This window comes from Mesorhizobium sp. URHB0026, assembly GCF_054059755.1.
On record NZ_JBSSCN010000001.1, the window covers coordinates 5,226,387 to 5,244,368 of the forward strand.

General features: G+C 63.5%; 16 protein-coding genes and 1 pseudogene. 1 reads left to right on the forward strand and 16 read right to left on the reverse strand.

Translation table 11 applies throughout. From position 1 onward, the window contains the following. Positions 1-6 precede the first annotated feature (6 nt). The 8 genes from ACVWWD_RS25645 to ACVWWD_RS25680 form a co-directional block, all read right to left on the reverse strand. A complete protein-coding gene (locus tag ACVWWD_RS25645) occupies positions 7-951 on the reverse strand; it encodes a sugar ABC transporter substrate-binding protein (RefSeq protein WP_457103485.1) in 945 nt (314 codons plus the stop codon). A gap of 56 nt (positions 952-1,007) precedes the next feature. Next, positions 1,008-1,922 (reverse strand): sugar phosphate isomerase/epimerase family protein, encoded by a 915-nt coding sequence (locus tag ACVWWD_RS25650; protein ID WP_023792423.1) that lies wholly within the window; start codon positions 1,920-1,922, stop codon positions 1,008-1,010. A 44-nt stretch (positions 1,923-1,966) separates the two neighbouring features. Next, positions 1,967-3,064, reverse strand: a complete 1,098-nt coding sequence (locus tag ACVWWD_RS25655; RefSeq protein WP_352550423.1) for a Gfo/Idh/MocA family protein — start codon at positions 3,062-3,064, stop codon at positions 1,967-1,969. Between the two features lie 35 nt (positions 3,065-3,099). Then, positions 3,100-4,167: an ABC transporter ATP-binding protein gene (locus ACVWWD_RS25660; RefSeq protein ID WP_352550424.1), complete on the reverse strand. Its 1,068-nt coding sequence runs from the start codon at positions 4,165-4,167 to the stop codon at positions 3,100-3,102. Between the two features lie 3 nt (positions 4,168-4,170). Continuing rightward, positions 4,171-5,262 carry an ABC transporter ATP-binding protein gene (locus tag ACVWWD_RS25665; protein WP_457103486.1) on the reverse strand — a complete coding sequence of 364 codons (1,092 nt, stop codon included), beginning with the start codon at positions 5,260-5,262 and terminating at the stop codon, positions 4,171-4,173. Continuing rightward, positions 5,259-6,218, reverse strand: a complete 960-nt coding sequence (locus ACVWWD_RS25670; RefSeq protein ID WP_352550426.1) for a carbohydrate ABC transporter permease — start codon at positions 6,216-6,218, stop codon at positions 5,259-5,261. Before ACVWWD_RS25670 ends, ACVWWD_RS25665 begins: the two co-directional genes overlap by 4 nt. Continuing rightward, positions 6,215-7,075, reverse strand: a complete 861-nt coding sequence (locus ACVWWD_RS25675) for a carbohydrate ABC transporter permease (RefSeq protein ID WP_352550427.1) — start codon at positions 7,073-7,075, stop codon at positions 6,215-6,217. The genes ACVWWD_RS25670 and ACVWWD_RS25675 overlap by 4 nt, the downstream gene beginning before the upstream one ends. A gap of 82 nt (positions 7,076-7,157) precedes the next feature. Beyond that, a complete protein-coding gene (locus ACVWWD_RS25680; RefSeq protein WP_352563809.1) occupies positions 7,158-8,771 on the reverse strand; it encodes an extracellular solute-binding protein in 1,614 nt (537 codons plus the stop codon). Positions 8,772-9,128: 357 nt separating this feature from the next. Here ACVWWD_RS25680 and ACVWWD_RS25685 point away from each other — a divergent pair, with 357 nt between their 5' ends. After that, positions 9,129-10,157, forward strand: a complete 1,029-nt coding sequence (locus ACVWWD_RS25685) for a LacI family DNA-binding transcriptional regulator (protein WP_023769528.1) — start codon at positions 9,129-9,131, stop codon at positions 10,155-10,157. A gap of 135 nt (positions 10,158-10,292) precedes the next feature. On the opposite strand, the gene ACVWWD_RS25690 is transcribed toward ACVWWD_RS25685, so the two are convergent. The 8 genes and pseudogenes from ACVWWD_RS25690 to ACVWWD_RS25725 all read right to left on the reverse strand — a co-directional run bounded on the left by ACVWWD_RS25690 (position 10,293) and on the right by ACVWWD_RS25725 (position 17,982). After that, the gene (locus tag ACVWWD_RS25690) at positions 10,293-10,739 is read right to left on the reverse strand and encodes an aconitase X swivel domain-containing protein (protein WP_023769527.1); all 447 of its coding nucleotides are present in this window, start codon (positions 10,737-10,739) and stop codon (positions 10,293-10,295) included. Further along, the gene (locus tag ACVWWD_RS25695; RefSeq protein ID WP_352550429.1) at positions 10,736-11,986 is read right to left on the reverse strand and encodes an aconitase X; all 1,251 of its coding nucleotides are present in this window, start codon (positions 11,984-11,986) and stop codon (positions 10,736-10,738) included. Before ACVWWD_RS25695 ends, ACVWWD_RS25690 begins: the two co-directional genes overlap by 4 nt. Positions 11,987-12,063: 77 nt before the next feature. Next, a pseudogene (locus tag ACVWWD_RS25700) lies at positions 12,064-13,133 on the reverse strand (ABC transporter ATP-binding protein). Next, a complete protein-coding gene (locus ACVWWD_RS25705; RefSeq protein ID WP_352550440.1) occupies positions 13,133-13,921 on the reverse strand; it encodes an ABC transporter permease in 789 nt (262 codons plus the stop codon). Before ACVWWD_RS25705 ends, ACVWWD_RS25700 begins: the two are co-directional and overlap by 1 nt. Beyond that, entirely contained in the window at positions 13,921-14,790 is an 870-nt protein-coding gene (locus ACVWWD_RS25710) for an ABC transporter permease (RefSeq protein WP_023769523.1), read from the reverse strand. The genes ACVWWD_RS25705 and ACVWWD_RS25710 overlap by 1 nt, the downstream gene beginning before the upstream one ends. A 67-nt stretch (positions 14,791-14,857) precedes the next feature. After that, complete coding sequence (locus ACVWWD_RS25715; RefSeq protein ID WP_023782796.1) at positions 14,858-15,919, reverse strand: ABC transporter substrate-binding protein; 1,062 nt, start codon at positions 15,917-15,919, stop codon at positions 14,858-14,860. A gap of 39 nt (positions 15,920-15,958) precedes the next feature. Next, complete coding sequence (locus tag ACVWWD_RS25720; protein ID WP_352550431.1) at positions 15,959-16,936, reverse strand: PfkB family carbohydrate kinase; 978 nt, start codon at positions 16,934-16,936, stop codon at positions 15,959-15,961. Next, on the reverse strand, positions 16,933-17,982 hold the full coding sequence (locus ACVWWD_RS25725; protein WP_023782798.1) for an ADP-ribosylglycohydrolase family protein: 1,050 nt from the start codon (positions 17,980-17,982) through the stop codon (positions 16,933-16,935). Before ACVWWD_RS25725 ends, ACVWWD_RS25720 begins: the two co-directional genes overlap by 4 nt.

Below are 17,982 nucleotides of genomic sequence, written 5' to 3' on the forward strand. Positions count from 1 at the left end.
TTTTTCTCATTTCTTGTCGTAGAGCTTCAGGATCGGGTCGACGCTGGAGGCGTCGTAGAGACCGAAAGTGTGGATGTCGTAGCCGATCGGCTCGCCCGACGCGGCAAGCCCGAGCAGCGCCACCGGCATGAAGCCTTGCGCGGAGGGATATTGCCAGGCGGCGGCATTGACGAAGCCGTCCTTGACAGCTTGCGCCGTCTCCTTGGAATTGCCCCAGCCGACGACCGGGACCTTGCCCGCCGGCACGCCGGCGCCGTCGAAGACGCGCTTGACGCTGGCGGCCACGGAATCGCCGAGCGCGATGATCGCCGGCGGATTGTTGGCGACCATGTAGTCGGTCATCTTGGCGATGATGCCCGCCGGATCGGTGCCGCAATCGACCACGTCATATTTGATCCCCAACGGATCGAAAACGCTGGCGATGCCCTCGGTCTCGAGCTGCTGGTAACTGGCGCCAGGAACCTCGACCGGCAGGAAAACCTTGTCGCCCTGCTTCACAATCTTGTGGTCGACCAGATATTTGGCCCAGATGACACCCGCTTCTTTCAGGTCCGCGCCGACATAGGCCTGCCGCCCTGTCGCCGGATCGTCGGTGTTGAAGAACACGATCGGGATGCCAGCCGCCTTGGCTGCTTTCACCTCCTCCGTCCACAGGCCCGGCTGTGCCGACGTGGTGGCGATACCGTCGGGCTTTGCGGCAAGCGCCGAGTTGAAGGCCTCCTTCTGCGCCGCCATGTCGCCGCCGCTGAAGGAAATCTTGCACGTTACCTTGAGCTGGTCGCAGGCCTTGGTCGCGCCGGCGTTCCAGTCGATCCAGAACGCATCCGACGGACCGCCATGCGACAAAAGATAGAAGGTCTTCTGGCCGTCCTGCGCCTGCGCCGCCGTGCCAAGGGCGACGCCGGCGAGCACTGTCGCGGCGGCCGCCAATTTCGATACGAATTTCAACATTTCTTTCCTCCCTTGTTTGAAGCCGCGCTGCCGTGCACCGGTGGCGCGGCTAGCCGTCACAGGCCGTTGGCGCGGAATTTCCCGTCGAGGAATGTCTTGGCGCGCGGCACGTCGTCTTCCGACAGATGCTCGATGATCACCGGGATATTCGGATGCTTTTCGGCCAGCCGCTGGAGATAGAGGTCGTAGTTCAGCGAACCGAGGCCCGGCGCCGGCAGTTCGATTTCGCCAACCCCGCGGAACGTATGGCTTTCCATCGCGTCGGCATCGCCGATGTCGGCGTGCTTCTCCGACTTGTCCTCGCCCGAGCGCTTGACGTCCTTGGCATGCGCTATCCTGATCTTATCGGTCAGCGTGTCGAACACCTGGTTCAGGATCTGATCCATCCGGTCGATGTTGTGCGTCTCGAAATAATTGGTCGGGTCCATCAGCAGGCCCAGGCCTGGATGGTCGACCTGCGCGAACATCCTCACCGTTTCCTCGACCGAGCCGACGACGTTGTTGACATAGGTTTCGAGCAGAAAGACCGCGCCATGGTCGTAGGCCGTCTGGGCAAGATCGGCGATGACCTTGCGGCATTCCTCAAAACCTTCCTCGGTCTTGTTCTTGGGGTGATGCACCCAGTCGGATTCGGTGTTGTAAGTGCCGGTCTCCGAGATCACGTAAGGGCTGCCGAAATCGCGCGCGTTGCGGATGATCTCCTTGAGATAACCGACGCGCTTGTCGCGCTCGGCCTTGTCGGGATGGATGATGTTGGTGTAGCCCGACACGCAGCAGACCGGCAGGTTGTGGTCGCGGAAGACGTCGCGCACCTTCCTGGCCTTGTCCTTGGTGATCTGGCCGGCCGAGAGATCAACGTCCCTGAAATGCAGGTCCAGCTGCACCGTGTTGAAACCAAGGCCGCGGATCTTCTTCGCCGTCTCTTCGAGGCCGTATGGGAAATAGCCCGTGAAAATACCTGCCTGCATCATGATCTTGAATTCCTCCCTGTAAGCGATTCAATTGTCCGCGATTTTCAGTTAGTTGCGTTTGTGGAGATTTCAGAAAGCTTGACCGTGCGGCCCGATGCCATCGAACGGTAGCCCGCTTCGACCAGCGCCATGGTCTTGACGTTATCGGCGACGGTGAGCGCCGGCGGCGTACCGGTCTTCACGGCATGCTGCAGCTGCTCCATGACGCCGATGAAGGCATGCGGGAACCACATCGTCTCCCAGCTTGGAGTTACCCACTCGCCGCCGGTCGTTTCGGCCGAAGCATAAGTCAGCGTCGAAGCAGCACCGGTCGGCCAGCCGATCGTGCCCTTGGCGACGCCCTTGGTGCCGTCGACGCGCCAGTTGATGTGCTGATCGTCCTTGTAGCCGTCCTGGCGCGGACCGGACCACACATCCTCCAGCGAAACGGCAAGCACACCCGTGGGGAAACGCAGGGTCGAGACAGTGATGCCGTCGGAATGGTCGAATGTCGTGCGCGGATCCTTGCGCGTCAGCGTCGTGATCTCATCGGGATCGCCAAACAGGAAGCGCAGCACGTCAAGGTGATGCACGCTCATATTGGCGAGCGTCAGCCGGTCGTAGCCCTGAAGGAAGGTCTGCCAGTGCGGAATGGCGTGCATGTCGATCTGCGCGAAGACGATGTCGCCGAGCGCGCCGCTGTCGATGATCTGCTTCAACACGCGCATCGACTGGTCGTAGCGCATGTTCTGGTTGACCGAGAGGATCTTGCCGGCCTTCGCCGCTTCGTCGCGCAACTTGACGGCTTCCTCGACCGACAGCGCCAAGGGCTTTTGCGCCAGGATCCCCTTGATGTGGTTCTGCTTCAGCGCATGGCGGATCAGCGCCGGCTGCTGGTCCGGCGGAAACGCGAGGTCGATGATCTCGACATTTGCATCCTCGATCAGCTGTTCCGGGGTGTCGTGGACAGTCGGGATGCCCCAACGGTCGGCGACCTTTTGCGCATTCGCCTTGGTCCGCGAGGCGATCGCCACGACTGGAAAGCCGACCTCCTTGTAGGCGGCCAGATGGCACTCGGCCATGATCATGCCGGCGCCGACGCAGCCGATCCGATATTCCTTCGTGCGGACCTTCACATCCGACTCGAAGCCCTTGCCTGTCATGCCTTCCTCCCGAAATCCTGTCCTTGCGGCCGCATTCATCTTGCCAACGCGCCTCCGCCCTGTCCGAAATAATGCACGCGCGTCGGCTCGCAGGATATCGCCACCATCGCGTCGGGCCTGATGTCAGGCTGGCCGCGCAGCAAAGCCTTCAGCCGCGCTTGCCCGGCGGCGAGCGTCACCACGGTATAGCCGCCAAGCGGCTCGACCTCGAACACCCGCACCGGGCGGGGGCTCGTCTTCTCGGTGTCGCTCCAGGGTCTGACCTTGATGTCCTCCGGCCTCAGCCCGATCTCGACAGCATCGGCCGGAGCCGTCCGATCGGCGATGCTGATCGCGCCTTCGGCGGCTTCGATGCCGCTCTCGCCTTGAACGGATTTGAGGATGTTCATGACAGGCGAACCCAGCAGCCGCGCCACGTAGGTGCTGGCCGGGCGATCATAGATCTCGGCCGGCGCGCCGATCTGCCGGATCTTTCCGCTTTCCAGGATGGCGATGCGATCGGCGATGGACATCGCCTCTTCCTGGTCGTGCGTGACATAGATCAGCGTCTTGCCGAGCTCGCGCTGGATGCGCTTCAGCTCGACCCGCGTTTCCTCGCGCAACCGCGCATCGAGTGCCGAGATCGGATCGTCCATCAGATAGGCATTGGGGTCGCGCACCAGCGCACGCGCGATCGCCACGCGCTGCCGCTCGCCGCCTGAAAGCTGTGCCGGTGGCTTGTGCAGTATATGGCCGATATGCAGCTTGGCCGCGACATCGGCGACCCGCTTTTTGATCTGGAGCTCGGCGACCCCGCGTTCGACCAGGGGGAAGCGCACATTGTCGAGCGCGCTCATATGCGGGAACAGTGCCAGGTTCTGGAACACCATGGCGACGTTGCGCTCGGCCGGCGACACCGTATTGACCGGCTTGCCGCCGATGAGGATTTCGCCGGCATCCGGCGCCTCCAGCCCGAGCACCAGGCGCAGGATCGTCGACTTGCCCGACAGCGGCGGCCCGAAGAAGCAGAAGAACTCGTTGTCGTTGACGGCGAAGGAGGCGTCGTCGACGGCAAGCGTCGTGCCGTAGCGTTTCGTGACATTGCGGAAGACGATGTCGGCCATGGCTCAACCCTCCCTCATCGCAAGGCCGCTAACGGCGTCGAAGACCCGCACTGACGACGCTGCGGGTGCGACGACCGCGGTTTGCCCTATCGACAGTCCGACATCATTGTCGAACACCGCTTTCACGGCGCCGTCGCCCTTGCCGAGGTGAACGATGGTGCGCGCGCCGATGCGCTCGACGAAAGTGACCGGCACGGCCAGCCCGCGTCCATTCTCCGCCAGGGCCACCTGTTCCGGCCGAAAGCCGTAGAGCACCTCGCCGCGAGTACCGCGCACGCTGGCGGCCAGCTCATCCGGCAATGGCGGCGTAATGCCAAGCGCCCCGAGATCGACGACCAGACCCCGGTCACTCTCCGCAGGTCGGCCCTTGAGCAGGTTCATGCCCGGCGCGCCGATAAAGCGGGCAACGAAGACATTGGCCGGATTGTTGTATACCTCGAGCGGCGTGCCCACTTGCTGCAGCACGCCGTGATCCATGACGGCGATACGGTCGGACATGGTCATGGCTTCGAGCTGGTCGTGCGTGACGTAGACCATGGTCTGCTTGAATTGGCGCTGCAGCTGTTTCAGCTCGGTGCGCATCACCGCGCGGAAGGCCGCGTCGACATTGGATAGCGGCTCGTCGAGGAGGAAGATCGCCGGCTCCATGATTGCCGAGCGGCCGATCGCCACGCGCTGCAGGATGTTGACCGACAGCCGGTCGGCCTTGCGGTCGAGCAGCGGCGTCAGTTGCAGCAGCTCGGCGATCGTGCCGACGCGACGATCGATCTCGGCCGTGGCGGCGCCACGCATCCTTGGCCCGTAGGCTAGGTTCTGGCGCACCGTCATATGGGTGAAGATCGCGTAGTTCTGGAACACGAAGCCAACGCCACGCCGGCCCATCGGCACACCGGCCATGTCGCGCTCGCCAAACAGGATCTTGCCGCTGGTCGGCTCTTCCATTCCGGCAATCATGTTCATCGTCGTCGACTTGCCGCAGCCTGAAGGCCCGAGCAAAGCCATGAACTCGCCATCGGCGATATCGAGGTCCATGGTCTTCAGCGCCGTGAAGTCGCCGAATGTCTTGGTGAGGTGCTTGAGCTGGATCGTGCTCATTCCGCCACCTGCCTTGCCCGTGCCATACGCTTCATGGCGAACACGGCGACGATGGAGAGCACGACCAGAATGGCCAGCGCGATAGCCGCCACATAGCCCCAGATCAGATCCTGCGTGGTGACCTTGTAGATATAGACGGAGATCGTCTCGGTGGCGACGCCGGGGCCGCCGCCGGTCATGATGTACAGCGTGTCGAAGATCTTGAAGTTTTCGATCACCCTTATCGCCAGCGCGATGATGATGATCGTCTTCATCTTCGGCAGCACGATGGTGGTAAAGCGCTGCCAGGGATTGGCGCCGAGCAGCGTTGCCGCCTTGATCTGATCCTCCGGCACACCGACCAGGCCGGCGAGCAGGATCAGGAACATCAACGGCGTCCATTGCCAGATGTCGGCGATCATCACCGCGATCAGCGCCAGCGTCGGGTCCGAAAGCCAGGCAATGGTGACTTGCGTGCCCGTGATTGCCGACAGAATGTCGTTCACCGGGCCGCCCGACTGGAACAGCATGAAGAACATGTAGCCGGCCACCGCCGGCACCACCATCATAGGCATCAGCAGGACCGAATAGAAGATGCGCTTGCCGGGAAAGTCGTCGGCGAACAGCGTCGCCAGCGCCAAGCCTAACAAGAATTCGGCCGGCACGCAGACGACCATGACGATAACCGTGCGCTTCAGCGCACTCCAGAAGCGCGCGTCGGCGGCAAGGTCGGTGTAGTTGGCGAAACTGTTCCACATCTCCCAGGCATTCCACCAGCCGAGGCCCGAGAGTGGCGACCAGTCGGTGACGCTTATGTAGAGCTGCATCAAGAGCGGAAAGGCCGAGATGAACAGCACCAGGATTTGCGCCGGCAAGGTCAGGCGAAAGCCAAGCCGCGTGCCTTCGTCGCGCAGCGCCGGCTTTGCGCGGGCCGCGTCCATCTCACCCTCCGAAGTCGTCGCAACCACAGCGCTCATTGCTTGAGCGCCCCAAAGGTGAGCCCGCGCACCAGATGGCGCTGGATGGCGATGCCCATGATGACCGGCGGCACGGCGGCAATGAGCCCGAGCGCTGCCTTGGCGCCATAGAGCTGCCCGGTCATCGAGGACGACAGCGAGGCCATGTAGACGGGGATCGTCACCCATTCGCGTGTCGTGAGCAGCAGCGCGATCAGATAGTCCGACCAGTTGAGGATGAAGACGAAGAGGGCAGCACTTGCCAGCGGCGCGCGCATCATAGGCAAGGTGATGCGGGTGAAGACGCGCAGCCGCGAGCAACCCTCGACCAAGGCGGCTTCCTCGATCTCGCGCGGCATGTCGTCGAAGAAGGTCTTCATCAGCCAGAAGGCAAACGGCAGCGTGACGATGCCGTAGATCAGCGCCAGCCCCCACCAGCTGTCGGTGAAGTTGAGGAAGGCCCACATGATCATCACAGGGATCATGACCGCCATCGGCGGAAACAGCCTGAGCTGGATCAGCGCCAGCGGCAGGTTCTGGCCGGAGCCGAAGCGCGACAGGCCATAGGCGGCGGCTGTGCCGGCCGACATGGCGATCGCGGTGCCGAACACCGCCGACAGAAGCGACGACAGGATCGGCTTCAGCGCGGTGCGGTCGAGCGCCACGATCAGGCTGTTGGTGGATTCGCCGAACACGAAGCGGAAGTTGCTGAGCGTCGGGTTCTTCGGCCACCATGTCAGGTCCGCACCCGTCGCCGACCATTCGGCGATCGGCTTGAAGGCCATCGACACCATCCACAGGATCGGCACCAGCGTAATAGCCATCGCCGCGAGGATCGCGGCGTAGCGGAATATCTCGAAGGGGACGGAACGCTTCATCTGGCTGCTTTTGCTGGTGGCGTCGGTTACGGAGGGGAAGAGCAGATGATCCTCCCCTCCGGCTTTGATCCAGGGAGATGGATCAGCTGATCGGATCAAGAACCGTCGGCCATGCCTCCTTGTTGGTCCTGATGGCTTCGAGAAATTTGTCCTCGCCAATGCGCCGGGCGATCTTCTTCCACTCGGCTTCCGTGTCGGCCATCGCCTGCTCCGATGTCTTGGCCTTGGTCAGCGAGGCCATCAGGTTTTCGTCCAGCGCGTTGTGGAAGGCGGTGGCGCCGGGATAGTTGATGGTCGGCACCGTGCGGGCGACCGTCTCGCGCACCACGTCCATGTGGTAGGCGTGATAGGTCTGGCGCACCAGCGGATCGGAAAAATCCGAAAGCCGGAACGGATCGAGATAGCCGCCGGGGTTGGCGCTCATCCAGGCGTAGATACGAGCCGAGCCTAGCCACTGCAGCAGGAGATAGGCGACCTCCTGGTTTTTCGACTGCGACGAGACCATGCCGGTCAGTGAGAACCACAACACCGAGCGGCTGATCAGTTTGCCGTCGATCTCGCGGCCGGGCGGCAGCATCGTGCCGATCTTGCCGGTGACCTTGGAATCCTTGTTGCCGGCATTGTCGAGGAATTTCGGCAGGTTGGAGAACGCACAGGTCATCGCCGCGCCGCCCTTGGCGAAATTGCCGTACTGCTCCGGCCAGCCCCACGAGATCGCGTCCGGCGAATGATGGACCAGCGATCCGACATATTCGTTTGTGGCGGCAATGCCGTGCTCGGAATTGATCAGCGGCTTGCCGTCGTCGCCGAACAGGAACTGGTTGGGCGAGGCCATCGATACATAGCGCTGATACCAGTTGGTGTAGCCCCAGCCCTGGTTGCGCAGGTCGGTGGAGCCGAACAGGCCCTTGTCCGGACGCTGGAAGAAGGCGGCGATATCGCCGTGTTGCTTCCAGGTTTTCGGGGGCGCCAAATCGTAGCCGTATTTGTCCTTGAACGCCTTCTTCTCGGCTTCGTCACCGAACAGGTCGGTACGGTAGACCCAGGTCTGGAAGTCGCCGTCCAACGACACGCCATAGTTAGAGCCGCGATATTTGTTGAGCAGCGATACGCCCTTGGCGCCGTCGACATAGCCCGTCTTGGGATCGTCCCATTCGGGTTTGTACTGGGCGACGAAGTCGTCGAGCTTGGCGATACCGCCGGTCTCGGCGAGATCGCCAAGGCGATTCCACTCGGTCGAATAGATGTCGTAGGCCCCACCCTTGGTGGAGATGTCCTGCATGGTTTTGGTGAATTCCTGGCCGTTCGGCAGACCGACGATCTCGATCGGGATCCCTGTTTCCTTTTCCCACAGCTCCTTGATCGACGGCGCGCCGGCCGGAAAAGGCTGGGTGAGCTGGCCGATCGAGCCGTCCGATAGGCCAAGCACGATCTTGGCCGGCGCCTTGCCGGCGCCCTTCAAAGCCTTGGCGCCCTCGACCGCGCGGCCCTCCGGTGTGTCGGGACCGTATTGATAACGTTCGGCTCCATCGAAGCCCGTCGGGCCGCCGATCATGCCAGGCGCGAGCGCATCGGCCGCGAAGGCGCGGCCGGGACGAATGAATTGCGGAGCGATACCTGCAGCGGCCACGAACACCGCCGCCTTTCCTCCGGACGCCAGCAACCGGCGTCGCGAGATGCGGATCAGATCAGACATTGGAATTCCTCCCTCAGGCTCAATGTTTCCTCCACGAGCCCCATGAGGGATATTGACGGCAGGATAGGAACGCTGTCAACATCATTAATAATCAAAACACATCACAACAACGCATAGAGGCGAGGAAATGCGTCGTGCCAAGGTTCATAGACCGCTTCACATGCGCCGATTTGACGGGAAATGTGATCTCCCTTTCCGACACGATCGCGCCGGACAAGTTGATTTAGCCTCGCGGCTTGCGCATCGGCCAAGGCCGGATACATCATTTCCCATCAGAATCGCGGATAGCGGGGCGTTGGCGCCAGCAGGTCGCCAGCCGGCACTGCGTCATCCCTGATGCATTGAGGAGATGAGACGGTGCGTTCCACCCTGACCGACATAGCCCGGGAAGCCGGCGTCTCCGCGGCTACAGTCGACCGCGTGCTCAACAATCGCCCCGGCGTGCGGGCGCGCACGCGCGAGATCGTGCTCGACATGGCGCAGCGGCTCGGCTACATCGCCGAAGGTCCGAACGGTGCGCGGCCCAGGCCCGTGCCCGGCGAGGTCATCCGGCTCGACTTCGCGCTGCCGGCCGGCACCAATTCCTTTATCAAGATGTTGCACCGCCACATCGAGGCACAAGCCCTGGCGCGCCCCGATCTCGACGTCCATATCGCCACCATAGAGGGCTTCAATCCCGACCGGCTCGCCCGCCTGCTGCAGGATTTGCGCGGCCAGACGCAAGGCGTTGGTGTCATCGCGCTCGACCATCCGACGGTGCGCGAGGCGATCCGCTCGCTATCGGCCAACGACGTCAAGGTGGTGACCATCGCCTCCGACATCCTGCATGTGCCAAGGGTTGCCTATATCGGCATCGACAACCGCGCCGCTGGGCGGCTGGCCGGGTATCTGCTCAACCGTTTCATGGGCTCAGGCAGCCCCGGCAAGGTGGCGCTGTTTGCAGGCTCGCTGTCCTATCGCGGCCACGAGGAACGCGAGATGGGCTTCCGGCACATATTGACCGAGGAATCGCCCAATCTGGAGATCGTCGAGATGCGCGAAATGCTCGACGACCGCGAAAAGGCCTATTCGGAGGCGTCAGCCCTTCTGGAACGCCACCCCGACCTTGCCGCGATCTACAATGTCGGCGCCGGTAACACCGGCATCGCGCGCGCGCTGAAGGAACGCGGCCGTGCGCAATCCATGGTTTTCCTCGGCCACGAGGCGACGGACGGCACCAAGGAACTGCTGCTCGACGGCACGCTCGACGCCGTCATCGACCAGAACCCGCGCGTCGAAGCCCGCGAGGCGCTCAACATCCTGACCCACGCCGTCCGGGGCCTCCCCTATGAATTGCACCAGCCGAGGCTGCAGGTGATCTTCAAGGAGAACATCCCGGAGATTTGAGGCGCGCGCAGCACTTGGCTCGGCACGCACAAAAACAAGGATTTAGGCGTGTCCGTTGAATCATCTGGTAATGACACGCCTGATCGGCCGGTAGGTTGGCGCGTCCTCGAGGCGCGCTCACCTATCAGCGCGTGCTCATTTCTTAACCTTGCGGACAATCGCCCCGACGGCACCACCAACATCGATCGCAATCCGCTCGCCGGAAGCAATGCGCCCAATCTCGCAGACCACCAGGGGCATGCTGATCCCGTAGAGGAACTCGGCGACGATGGCGCCAACGGCAAGGATCGGGTCCGGCCGTTCCAGAAGAATGGCGGTGGGCGCGGTGCCCCTGCGGATTGCCTCGGCCAAGACAGAGGAAGAAGACGAGGACCCTCGCCCGCTCGGCATGATGAGTATCTTGCCGGCGACATTCTTACCGAGGCCAGGATGTGAGTGATCGATGATATCTCCCGTCTCGGAATCGATGCCGCCCCAGAAACTGAGCGATTGCGAAAACACCAGCGCCTCTCCCTCGGCGGCACCGGCCAATTGGAATGTGCCGGATCGAGCGATGATTTCTGTCTCCACCGCTTCGCTCATGCTGCGCCCCGCACGACATGCCCGACCGCCGCTGAACGGATGCAATCGCGCATCTCGGCGAAGGCCACCGTCACGCCAATATTGCCCGGAGCATAGTGCGCCCATTTGCCGGAATTGGTCATCACCACGCCGTCGAGCCGCTCCAGAATGGTAGTGACATAGGTACAGGTGTCGGCGACGGGGATCAGGCCGAACGCCTGCGTGCCATCAAGCGCGCCCTCCTCCTGCAATCGCGTCAGCGTCGCGCGACCCGTATTGACATAGATCGGGATGCCCCTGCCCGGCGCGACCGCGCGCAGCAACGGCAGCAGGCGCATCCATTCCGCATGCGAGAAATGCGGAGTGCCCAGCGACACCGCCGCCAGCGGCGTCCCGTCAGGCACGCGCGACAGCCTGGCCAGCGCTTGATCGACATCGGCACGGCTGATGCGGATCGTCTCTTCCGGCGCTTGACCACGGAACGCCTCGTCGAGCGTTCCCGCCTCCGGCGTGATGCCAACCGCGTGGAACAGCGCCACCGCGCCCGTCGTCGCTGCTGCCGCGCCAAGCGCCTTCAGCTGGTCCTCGTCGCGTGGCTGCGGCAGGCCCGATATGACCGGAACGAGATCGCCGCTCGCTTGCCCGATGATCAGCCCGACGCCGACGAACAGGCTGTCGCTCGGCTCCCCGTCGGCAACATCCAGCTCGAACAGGATGCGGCCGCGCCGGTTCTCGCTGAGATGCAGGCCCCAGGCCGGTGCGCGCCCGGTCATGGCACAGCACAGATCGATGAAATCGCCGTAGCGGTTGGTGCGCGCACCGATCACCGAATTGGCGAAAACGATGGCATTGGATTCGCCCCAGGCGATCTGCTGGCCGAATTCAGGCCGAAACCGCGTCTGATAGGGTGCACAGGTGAAGGTCGCCTGGCAGCCAAGCTCCAGATGCGCCTTCATCAACCGCCGCGCCGGCATTTCTTCAGCCGCGGGCATCTTGACCATGCCGGGATGGATGAGGTCGAACGAGCCGACATTGAGCGTCGTCGGCACCCGGACACGTCCGCTTCCCTCGACCAGCCGTTCGACGAAATCGAGCCCTGCCTTGCCGTGATAGAGGCAGCCGTCGATATGGGCGCCGGTGACATCAAGCAGGCCACCGGCGCCAATCGCGTTGGAAAAGGCTAGCAGTATCTTCATAGCGGCGGCAGCGGACGGCCCCTCCTCGCCGTCGAGCATGGATCGGTCGCGGGCCGTCAGGTCAAAGGTCATCAAGATGCTCCGGGCTTACCTTGCGCCCGGCTATGCGTTCCTCATTGTCAGCGGTCTGGCAAGAGCCGAAACGAGGATCAGCCCGCCGCCGCAATCAGCACTGTGCTCTCCGGCGACCAGCGCAGCTCGACATCCTGACCTTCCACCAGCCTGTCGGCGCCAGTATTCTGGACGATGACCTTCAGCGTCTGACCGGCGCGCTCGACAAAATACGTGCTGTTGTTGCCGGCGAAGATGCGCTTGGAAACCTGACCCTTGAGCGTGTTCGCATCGCCGTCCGCGGCTCCGGCATCGGTGGCAATCCGGATGCGTTCCGGCCGCACGGCGCAGCTCGCCTTGGCGCCGGCGGCAAGCCTGTCGCCGACGCCGGCGGCAATCGCCGTGCCGTCCGGCAGGCGGATGCCGCTGCCGGTGGCATCGCCGCGAAAGATGTTAGCGTCGCCAAGAAAGGTGGCGGCGAATTCGCTCTTCGGCCGGTCGTAGATCTCTTCCGGCGGGCCTTCCTGCACCAGCCTGCCATCACGCAATATGCCGATGCGGTCGCTCATCGTCAGCGCTTCTTCCTGGTCGTGGGTGACGAAGATGGTGGTGATGCCGATCTCGCGCTGGATGCGCTTCAATTCGATCTGCATGTCGACGCGCAGTGCCTTGTCGAGCGCGCCGAGCGGCTCGTCCAGCAAAAGCACGCGCGGCTTGGTGACGATTGCGCGGGCGAGCGCGACGCGCTGGCGCTGGCCGCCGGAGAGCTGGTGCGGACGGCGAGCGCCGAGCTTACCAAGTTGCACGAGGTCCAGCGCGCGCTGCACTTCCGTGGCGATCACCACCTTCGCCTCGCCGCGCACCGACAGGCCGAAGGCGACATTGTCGGCAACGCTCATATTTGGAAACAGCGCGTAGTTCTGGAACACCATACCGATGCGCCGTTTTTCGACCGGCACCCGCTCGACGCTCTCGCCGCCGATGGCGATGCTGCCCGAATCGGGAAAGTCGAAGCCGGCGATCTGCCTCAGCAGCGTGGTCTTGCCGCTGCCCGATGGACCGAGCAGCGCGTAAAAACCGCCATCGGCGAAATCGATGGACACGTCGTCCAGCGCCTTGTGGGCGCGCCGAAGCTGCGCGAGACGTTCGATACCTTGACGCCGGCCATTATTTCTCTCCGCCGAATTTGAAGAAACGCGCCGTGAGCAGCATCAGCGCCATCGACACGACAATGATGATCGTCGAGACCGCGTTGATTTCGGGCGTAAAGCCCTTGCGGATCGCGGCGTAGATTTCGACCGGCAGCGTCGTCTGGCCCGGCGTCGCCAGGAAATAAGACACGACAAACTGATCGAACGAGACGGCGAAAGCGAAGAGCCCGCCGGCAATGACACCCGGCATGATCCAGGGCAGCGTGACGCGCATCGTTACTTGCCACTGGTTGGCGCCGAGCGAGCGCGCCGCCTCTTCCAGCTCCGGCGCGAAGGTCTGCAGCCGCGCCGAGACAACGACGATGACGTAGGGCAGCGCCAGCGCGACATGACCTAGCAGGATGGCGAACAGGCCGCGCCCGATGCCGACGCCGAAGAAGAAGATCAGCATCGCCGTACCGGTGATGAGCCACGGAATGGCGATCGGCGGGAACAGCAGCGCCTGCAGCAGTTTCTTGCCGCGGAATTCATAACGGTAAAGCGCCAGTGAAGCCGCCGAGCCGAGCACCAAGCTGATGATGGTGGTGATGACGGCGATCTCGAGACTGTTCCAGGTGGCCGCGATCAATTGGTCGTTCTGCCACAGCGACGCGTACCACTCGGTCGTCCACTCGAACGGCAGCTGGTAGAAGGGCGAGACGTTGAACGACATCAGCGCCATGATGATGATCGGCAGATAGAGGAAGGCGAGCAGCAACCCGATGTAAATCCGGCCGAGCCATTCGAGAATGCGCGTCGTCATCATCACGCGGCCCTCCGCAGCACCGGTGCCGCCAGCGCCAGGATGACCAGCACGACGGCCAGCAGGATGAAAGACAGTGCCGCGCCTAGCGGCCAGTTGAAGACAGCGACGAACTGGTCCTCGATGACAGTGCCATAAAACGTGCCGGTGCGCCCGCCGAGAATGCGTGGCTCCATGAACGAACCGACCACCGGCACGAAGATGAGCGCCGCGCCCGCCACCAAACCCGGCAGCGACAGCGGGATGATGACCCGCTTCAATACCTGCAGCCGCGAGGCGCCGAGCGAGCGCCCGGCTTCGATCAGCGAGTCGTCGATGGCCTGCAGCGTGAGGTAGCAGGTCAGCACCATATAGGGCACGTAGGAGTGCACCAGCCCGATGATGACAGCCGGATAGGAGTACATCAGATCGATGTTGATCTTGAACGGCAGCACGGCGTTGAGGGCCGTGTCGAGAATGCCGCCCTCGCGCAGCACCATCGCCCAGGAGAAGATGCGCACCAGCCCGTTCGACCAGAACGGCAGGATAACCAGCAGGAAGATCGCCTCGCGGCTGCGGCCCTTCAGCACCTTGGCCAACACGTAGGCGGCAGGATAGCCGATGACGACGCACCACAACGTCACTTCGAGGCCGAGGCGGAGCGAAGCCAGCAGCAGCGTCAGATAGAGGCTCTGGGAGAAGAAGGCGGCGTAATTGCCCAGCGTGAACGCCCACGGCTTTGCCGTCAGCGGCAGGTCGGTCATGAAGGAGAAAAAGACCATGGCCGAGAGCGGCAGGAAGATCGCCACCGTCAGCCAGAGATAGGCCGGCGCCAAAAGCGGCAAAGCCGATCTCAGCCCGCCGCGCGCCGCGACCGCGCCCTGTGCCGCCATGCTACCCCACCTCCCCAGGATTGAGGACCAGCCGGCGCGAACCGCCGGCTGGTCTTGACGCGTGTCTCTACTTCACATCGACCTTGAGCTGTTGCCAAAGTGCCAGATAGGCTTCGCGCTGCGCGTCGGTGATCGGCGCCTGGAACTGGATACGCTTGGCCACCGCGGGATCGCCCATGACCTTGCGGTTGAAGGCATCCTCGGGAAGCGCTTCCACCGCCTTGATGTTGGCTGAGACCGGCGCGCCGACCTTGGTGACCCACTCGACATAGAATTTCGGATCGATCATGTAGTTGATGAAGGCCTCGGCACCGGCAACATTCTTCGAGCCGGCCGGAATGGAGAAGGCGTCGAGCCAGGCGACGGCGCCCTCCTGCGGAATGACCAGCGAAACCGGCAGCTTGAAATGCGTCTTGGCGCGGTCGGCCGAGCCGCTCCAATAGGTGCCTATGTCGATCTGGTTGGAGGCGACCATCTGGTTCCAGTCGTTCTCCGAGCTCCAGAAGGTCTTGATCTGCGGCATTAGCGAGGTGAGCTTCGTCTTGACCGCATCCATATCCTTGATGTCGTTGATGTTCTGGCCGGTGGCGATGGCGCCGAATTGCACCGCCTCGACGGCGTCGTCGCGGATGACGACACGGCCCTTGTGCGCGGGGTCCCACATTTCGGCGATCGATGTCGGCGGCTTGTCGAAGGATTTTTCGTTGATGGCGAGCGCCGTCAAGCCCCACACCCACGGCACGCCATAGACCTTGCCGTCATGGTCGAGCATCGGCGATCCCGCCTTGTCCTTGCTGATGTCGGCATAGTTCGGCAGCTTGGAGGTATCGATTGGCTGGATCAGCTTCTCGGCCATTGCCTGATCGTTGAAGGCGGCATTGATCATGACGACGTCATAGAGGCCGGGATTGGTCCGGATCTTGGTCAGCATTTCCTGTTCGGAATTGAAGAAGTCGTTGACGACCTTGTTGCCGGTCGCCTTCTCGAAAGCGGCAATGGCCCACGGCTCGTCAGCGCCATAGCCTTTCCAGTTGAGCACATGCACCTCGTCGGCCTTGGCGGCAAAAGCGAGTGCGGAGGTGAAGACGGCGGTCGCCGTCAAGAGAGCAGTCAAGTCAGGCATGCGCATGGTTCGTTCCTCTCTGTGTTTGCCCGCTTCCCGGGCTTGTCAGGCTGTCTGATGGGCCTTCTGTGTCTGGCCTGGCACGCCGGTAGAAACGGCCTGGCTCAGGAAAGTCTGGATTTCCGCGTCGGTCGGTGCCGATGAGCCGCCGTGGCGAGTCACCGAAATGGCGGCCGCCGCGTTGGCATAGGCCGCCGCCTCGAAGGGAGGCACGCCACGCGCCAACGCGCTGACGAAGGCGCCGATGTGCGTGTCCCCAGCGCCATTGGTATCGATCGCGGCAACCTTGAAACCGGCGATGGTTTGCGCCGAACCGTCGGCCAGCCCGACATGGCAGCCCTTGGCGGCGGAGCGGATGACGACACCGGCAGCCTGCGGGCAATGCTCGGCAAGAAGTCGCGCCGCGAGCGCCTCGACATCGCCCTGGCCGGCAATCTCGGCCGCCTCTGTCGTGTTGCAGCTCAGCCAAGTCGTGCGGGCAAGCACACGGTCGAGAATGGCACGTGGAATGTCCGCTACGACCGGCGTCGGATCGAAGACGAAGGGAATGTCCGCCGGCAGCGCCTCGATCCAACCGGTCAGCGCATCGTGGCTGCCAGGATAACTGAGCGTGTAGCCTGACGTGAACACCCAGTCATGCGGCCCGATCACCACCGGCGCCATCAGGTTGAGGCTGAGAACGCTCTCCGCTCCTGGCCACGAGACGAAGGTGCGTTCGGCGTCGCTCGATATCATGGCGACGCAATTGCCGCTGTCCATCAGAGGCGAAGGCAGCGTCAGCGTCTGGATGCCCTCGGCGGCGAAGGCGGCGCGCAGGAAGTCGCCATTCGGACCGCTGCCGAGCTGGCCGCCAAACACCACCTTCATACCAGTACGGGTCGCGGCAACCATCATGTTGAAGCCGCCGCCAGCGACCTGCGCATAGTCCGACGCCGTCTTCTCGGTGCCGGGCGCTGGCAGGACATCGATGCGGTAGACATAGTCGACCACCGCGCTGCCGACATGGACGAGACGCGCGCTCATGCCGCATCCTTGCCGGAACCGGCCTTGCCGACGCGACCGCCCGACATTCGCGCCGCGACAAGATCGGCGGCCAGCGCCTGTACTTGCGCCATGTCGATGCCCGTGAGGCTCGTGACACGATGCTGCGGCAGGCGCGAAAAGCCGGCACAGGCGCCAGCCATGCCGGCGGCGATGGCGCCGATCGTGTCGGTGTCGCCGCCAAGATTGGCGCTTATGACAGCCGCTTGCCATGGGTCGCCGCCGGCGACTTCCAGCACGGCAAACGCGGCTGGAACCGATTCCTGACTGGCGACGCCGGTGCCGACCAGATCGGTAATCAGCCGGATCGCGTCCCTCTTCGCCTTGCCGCGTACCAGCGCCTGCGCCCAGACGATGCGCGCGGCGATGTCTCCGCCGGTGACCCAATTTCCAAGTGTTGCCCCTCGCTGCGCCGCCGCGACCGCGCTGTCGGACGCCGCGTACCAATCACCACCGGCAACGCCACGGCTGACGGCGGCTGCGACCGCCGCGGCGGAGGCGATCGCGATCGACGTGTTGTGCGTTGCCTTGCAGGTCTCGGCCACCTTGGAGACGAACGCGTCCAGCGGCTCCGGCGGCATCATGATGCCGACGGGCGCGATACGCATGGCGGCGCCGTTGGTGTCGCCGCTACGCCCTGCCTCTTCCGCCGGCACGCCGTTGTTGATGGCGTCGATCGCGCGCTTGGTCGACGGCCCCAGGAGGTCGTAGCTGCCACGCGCCTTGACCTCACGCTCCCAGTCGAGCAGCGCGTTCACCCAGCGCGCATGGTCGAAGCGCTCGCCCGATTCCACGAGAATGCGGCCAAGCAGCAATGCCTGTTCGGTATCGTCGGTGACGGTGCCGGCCAGCAGCCCCTTCGATACCGGATGACCGGCGAAGGGGGCGATGAAATCCTCGACACGGCCGTAGAGTTCGGCGATGCGGGCCGGTGACAGAAGCTGCGTCGGCATGCCGAGCGCGTCGCCCAGCGCTCCGCCGACAAGCGCGCCCATGGCGCGATCCATCTCAAACTCGTAGTCCGGCAT

Bases quoted from the DNA above. Each gene is read 5' to 3' on its own strand.
- ACVWWD_RS25645 (WP_457103485.1), bottom strand. From the start codon at position 951: ATGTTGAAATTCGTATCGAAATTGGCGGCCGCCGCGACAGTGCTCGCC.
- ACVWWD_RS25650 (WP_023792423.1), bottom strand. From the start codon at position 1,922: ATGATGCAGGCAGGTATTTTCACGGGCTATTTCCCATACGGCCTCGAA.
- ACVWWD_RS25655 (WP_352550423.1), bottom strand. From the start codon at position 3,064: ATGACAGGCAAGGGCTTCGAGTCGGATGTGAAGGTCCGCACGAAGGAA.
- ACVWWD_RS25660 (WP_352550424.1), bottom strand. From the start codon at position 4,167: ATGGCCGACATCGTCTTCCGCAATGTCACGAAACGCTACGGCACGACG.
- ACVWWD_RS25665 (WP_457103486.1), bottom strand. From the start codon at position 5,262: ATGAGCACGATCCAGCTCAAGCACCTCACCAAGACATTCGGCGACTTC.
- ACVWWD_RS25670 (WP_352550426.1), bottom strand. From the start codon at position 6,218: ATGAGCGCTGTGGTTGCGACGACTTCGGAGGGTGAGATGGACGCGGCC.
- ACVWWD_RS25675 (WP_352550427.1), bottom strand. From the start codon at position 7,075: ATGAAGCGTTCCGTCCCCTTCGAGATATTCCGCTACGCCGCGATCCTC.
- ACVWWD_RS25680 (WP_352563809.1), bottom strand. From the start codon at position 8,771: ATGTCTGATCTGATCCGCATCTCGCGACGCCGGTTGCTGGCGTCCGGA.
- ACVWWD_RS25690 (WP_023769527.1), bottom strand. From the start codon at position 10,739: ATGAGCGAAGCGGTGGAGACAGAAATCATCGCTCGATCCGGCACATTC.
- ACVWWD_RS25695 (WP_352550429.1), bottom strand. From the start codon at position 11,986: ATGACCTTTGACCTGACGGCCCGCGACCGATCCATGCTCGACGGCGAG.
- ACVWWD_RS25705 (WP_352550440.1), bottom strand. From the start codon at position 13,921: ATGATGACGACGCGCATTCTCGAATGGCTCGGCCGGATTTACATCGGG.
- ACVWWD_RS25710 (WP_023769523.1), bottom strand. From the start codon at position 14,790: ATGGCGGCACAGGGCGCGGTCGCGGCGCGCGGCGGGCTGAGATCGGCT.
- ACVWWD_RS25715 (WP_023782796.1), bottom strand. From the start codon at position 15,919: ATGCGCATGCCTGACTTGACTGCTCTCTTGACGGCGACCGCCGTCTTC.
- ACVWWD_RS25720 (WP_352550431.1), bottom strand. From the start codon at position 16,936: ATGAGCGCGCGTCTCGTCCATGTCGGCAGCGCGGTGGTCGACTATGTC.
- ACVWWD_RS25725 (WP_023782798.1), bottom strand. From the start codon at position 17,982: ATGCCGGACTACGAGTTTGAGATGGATCGCGCCATGGGCGCGCTTGTC.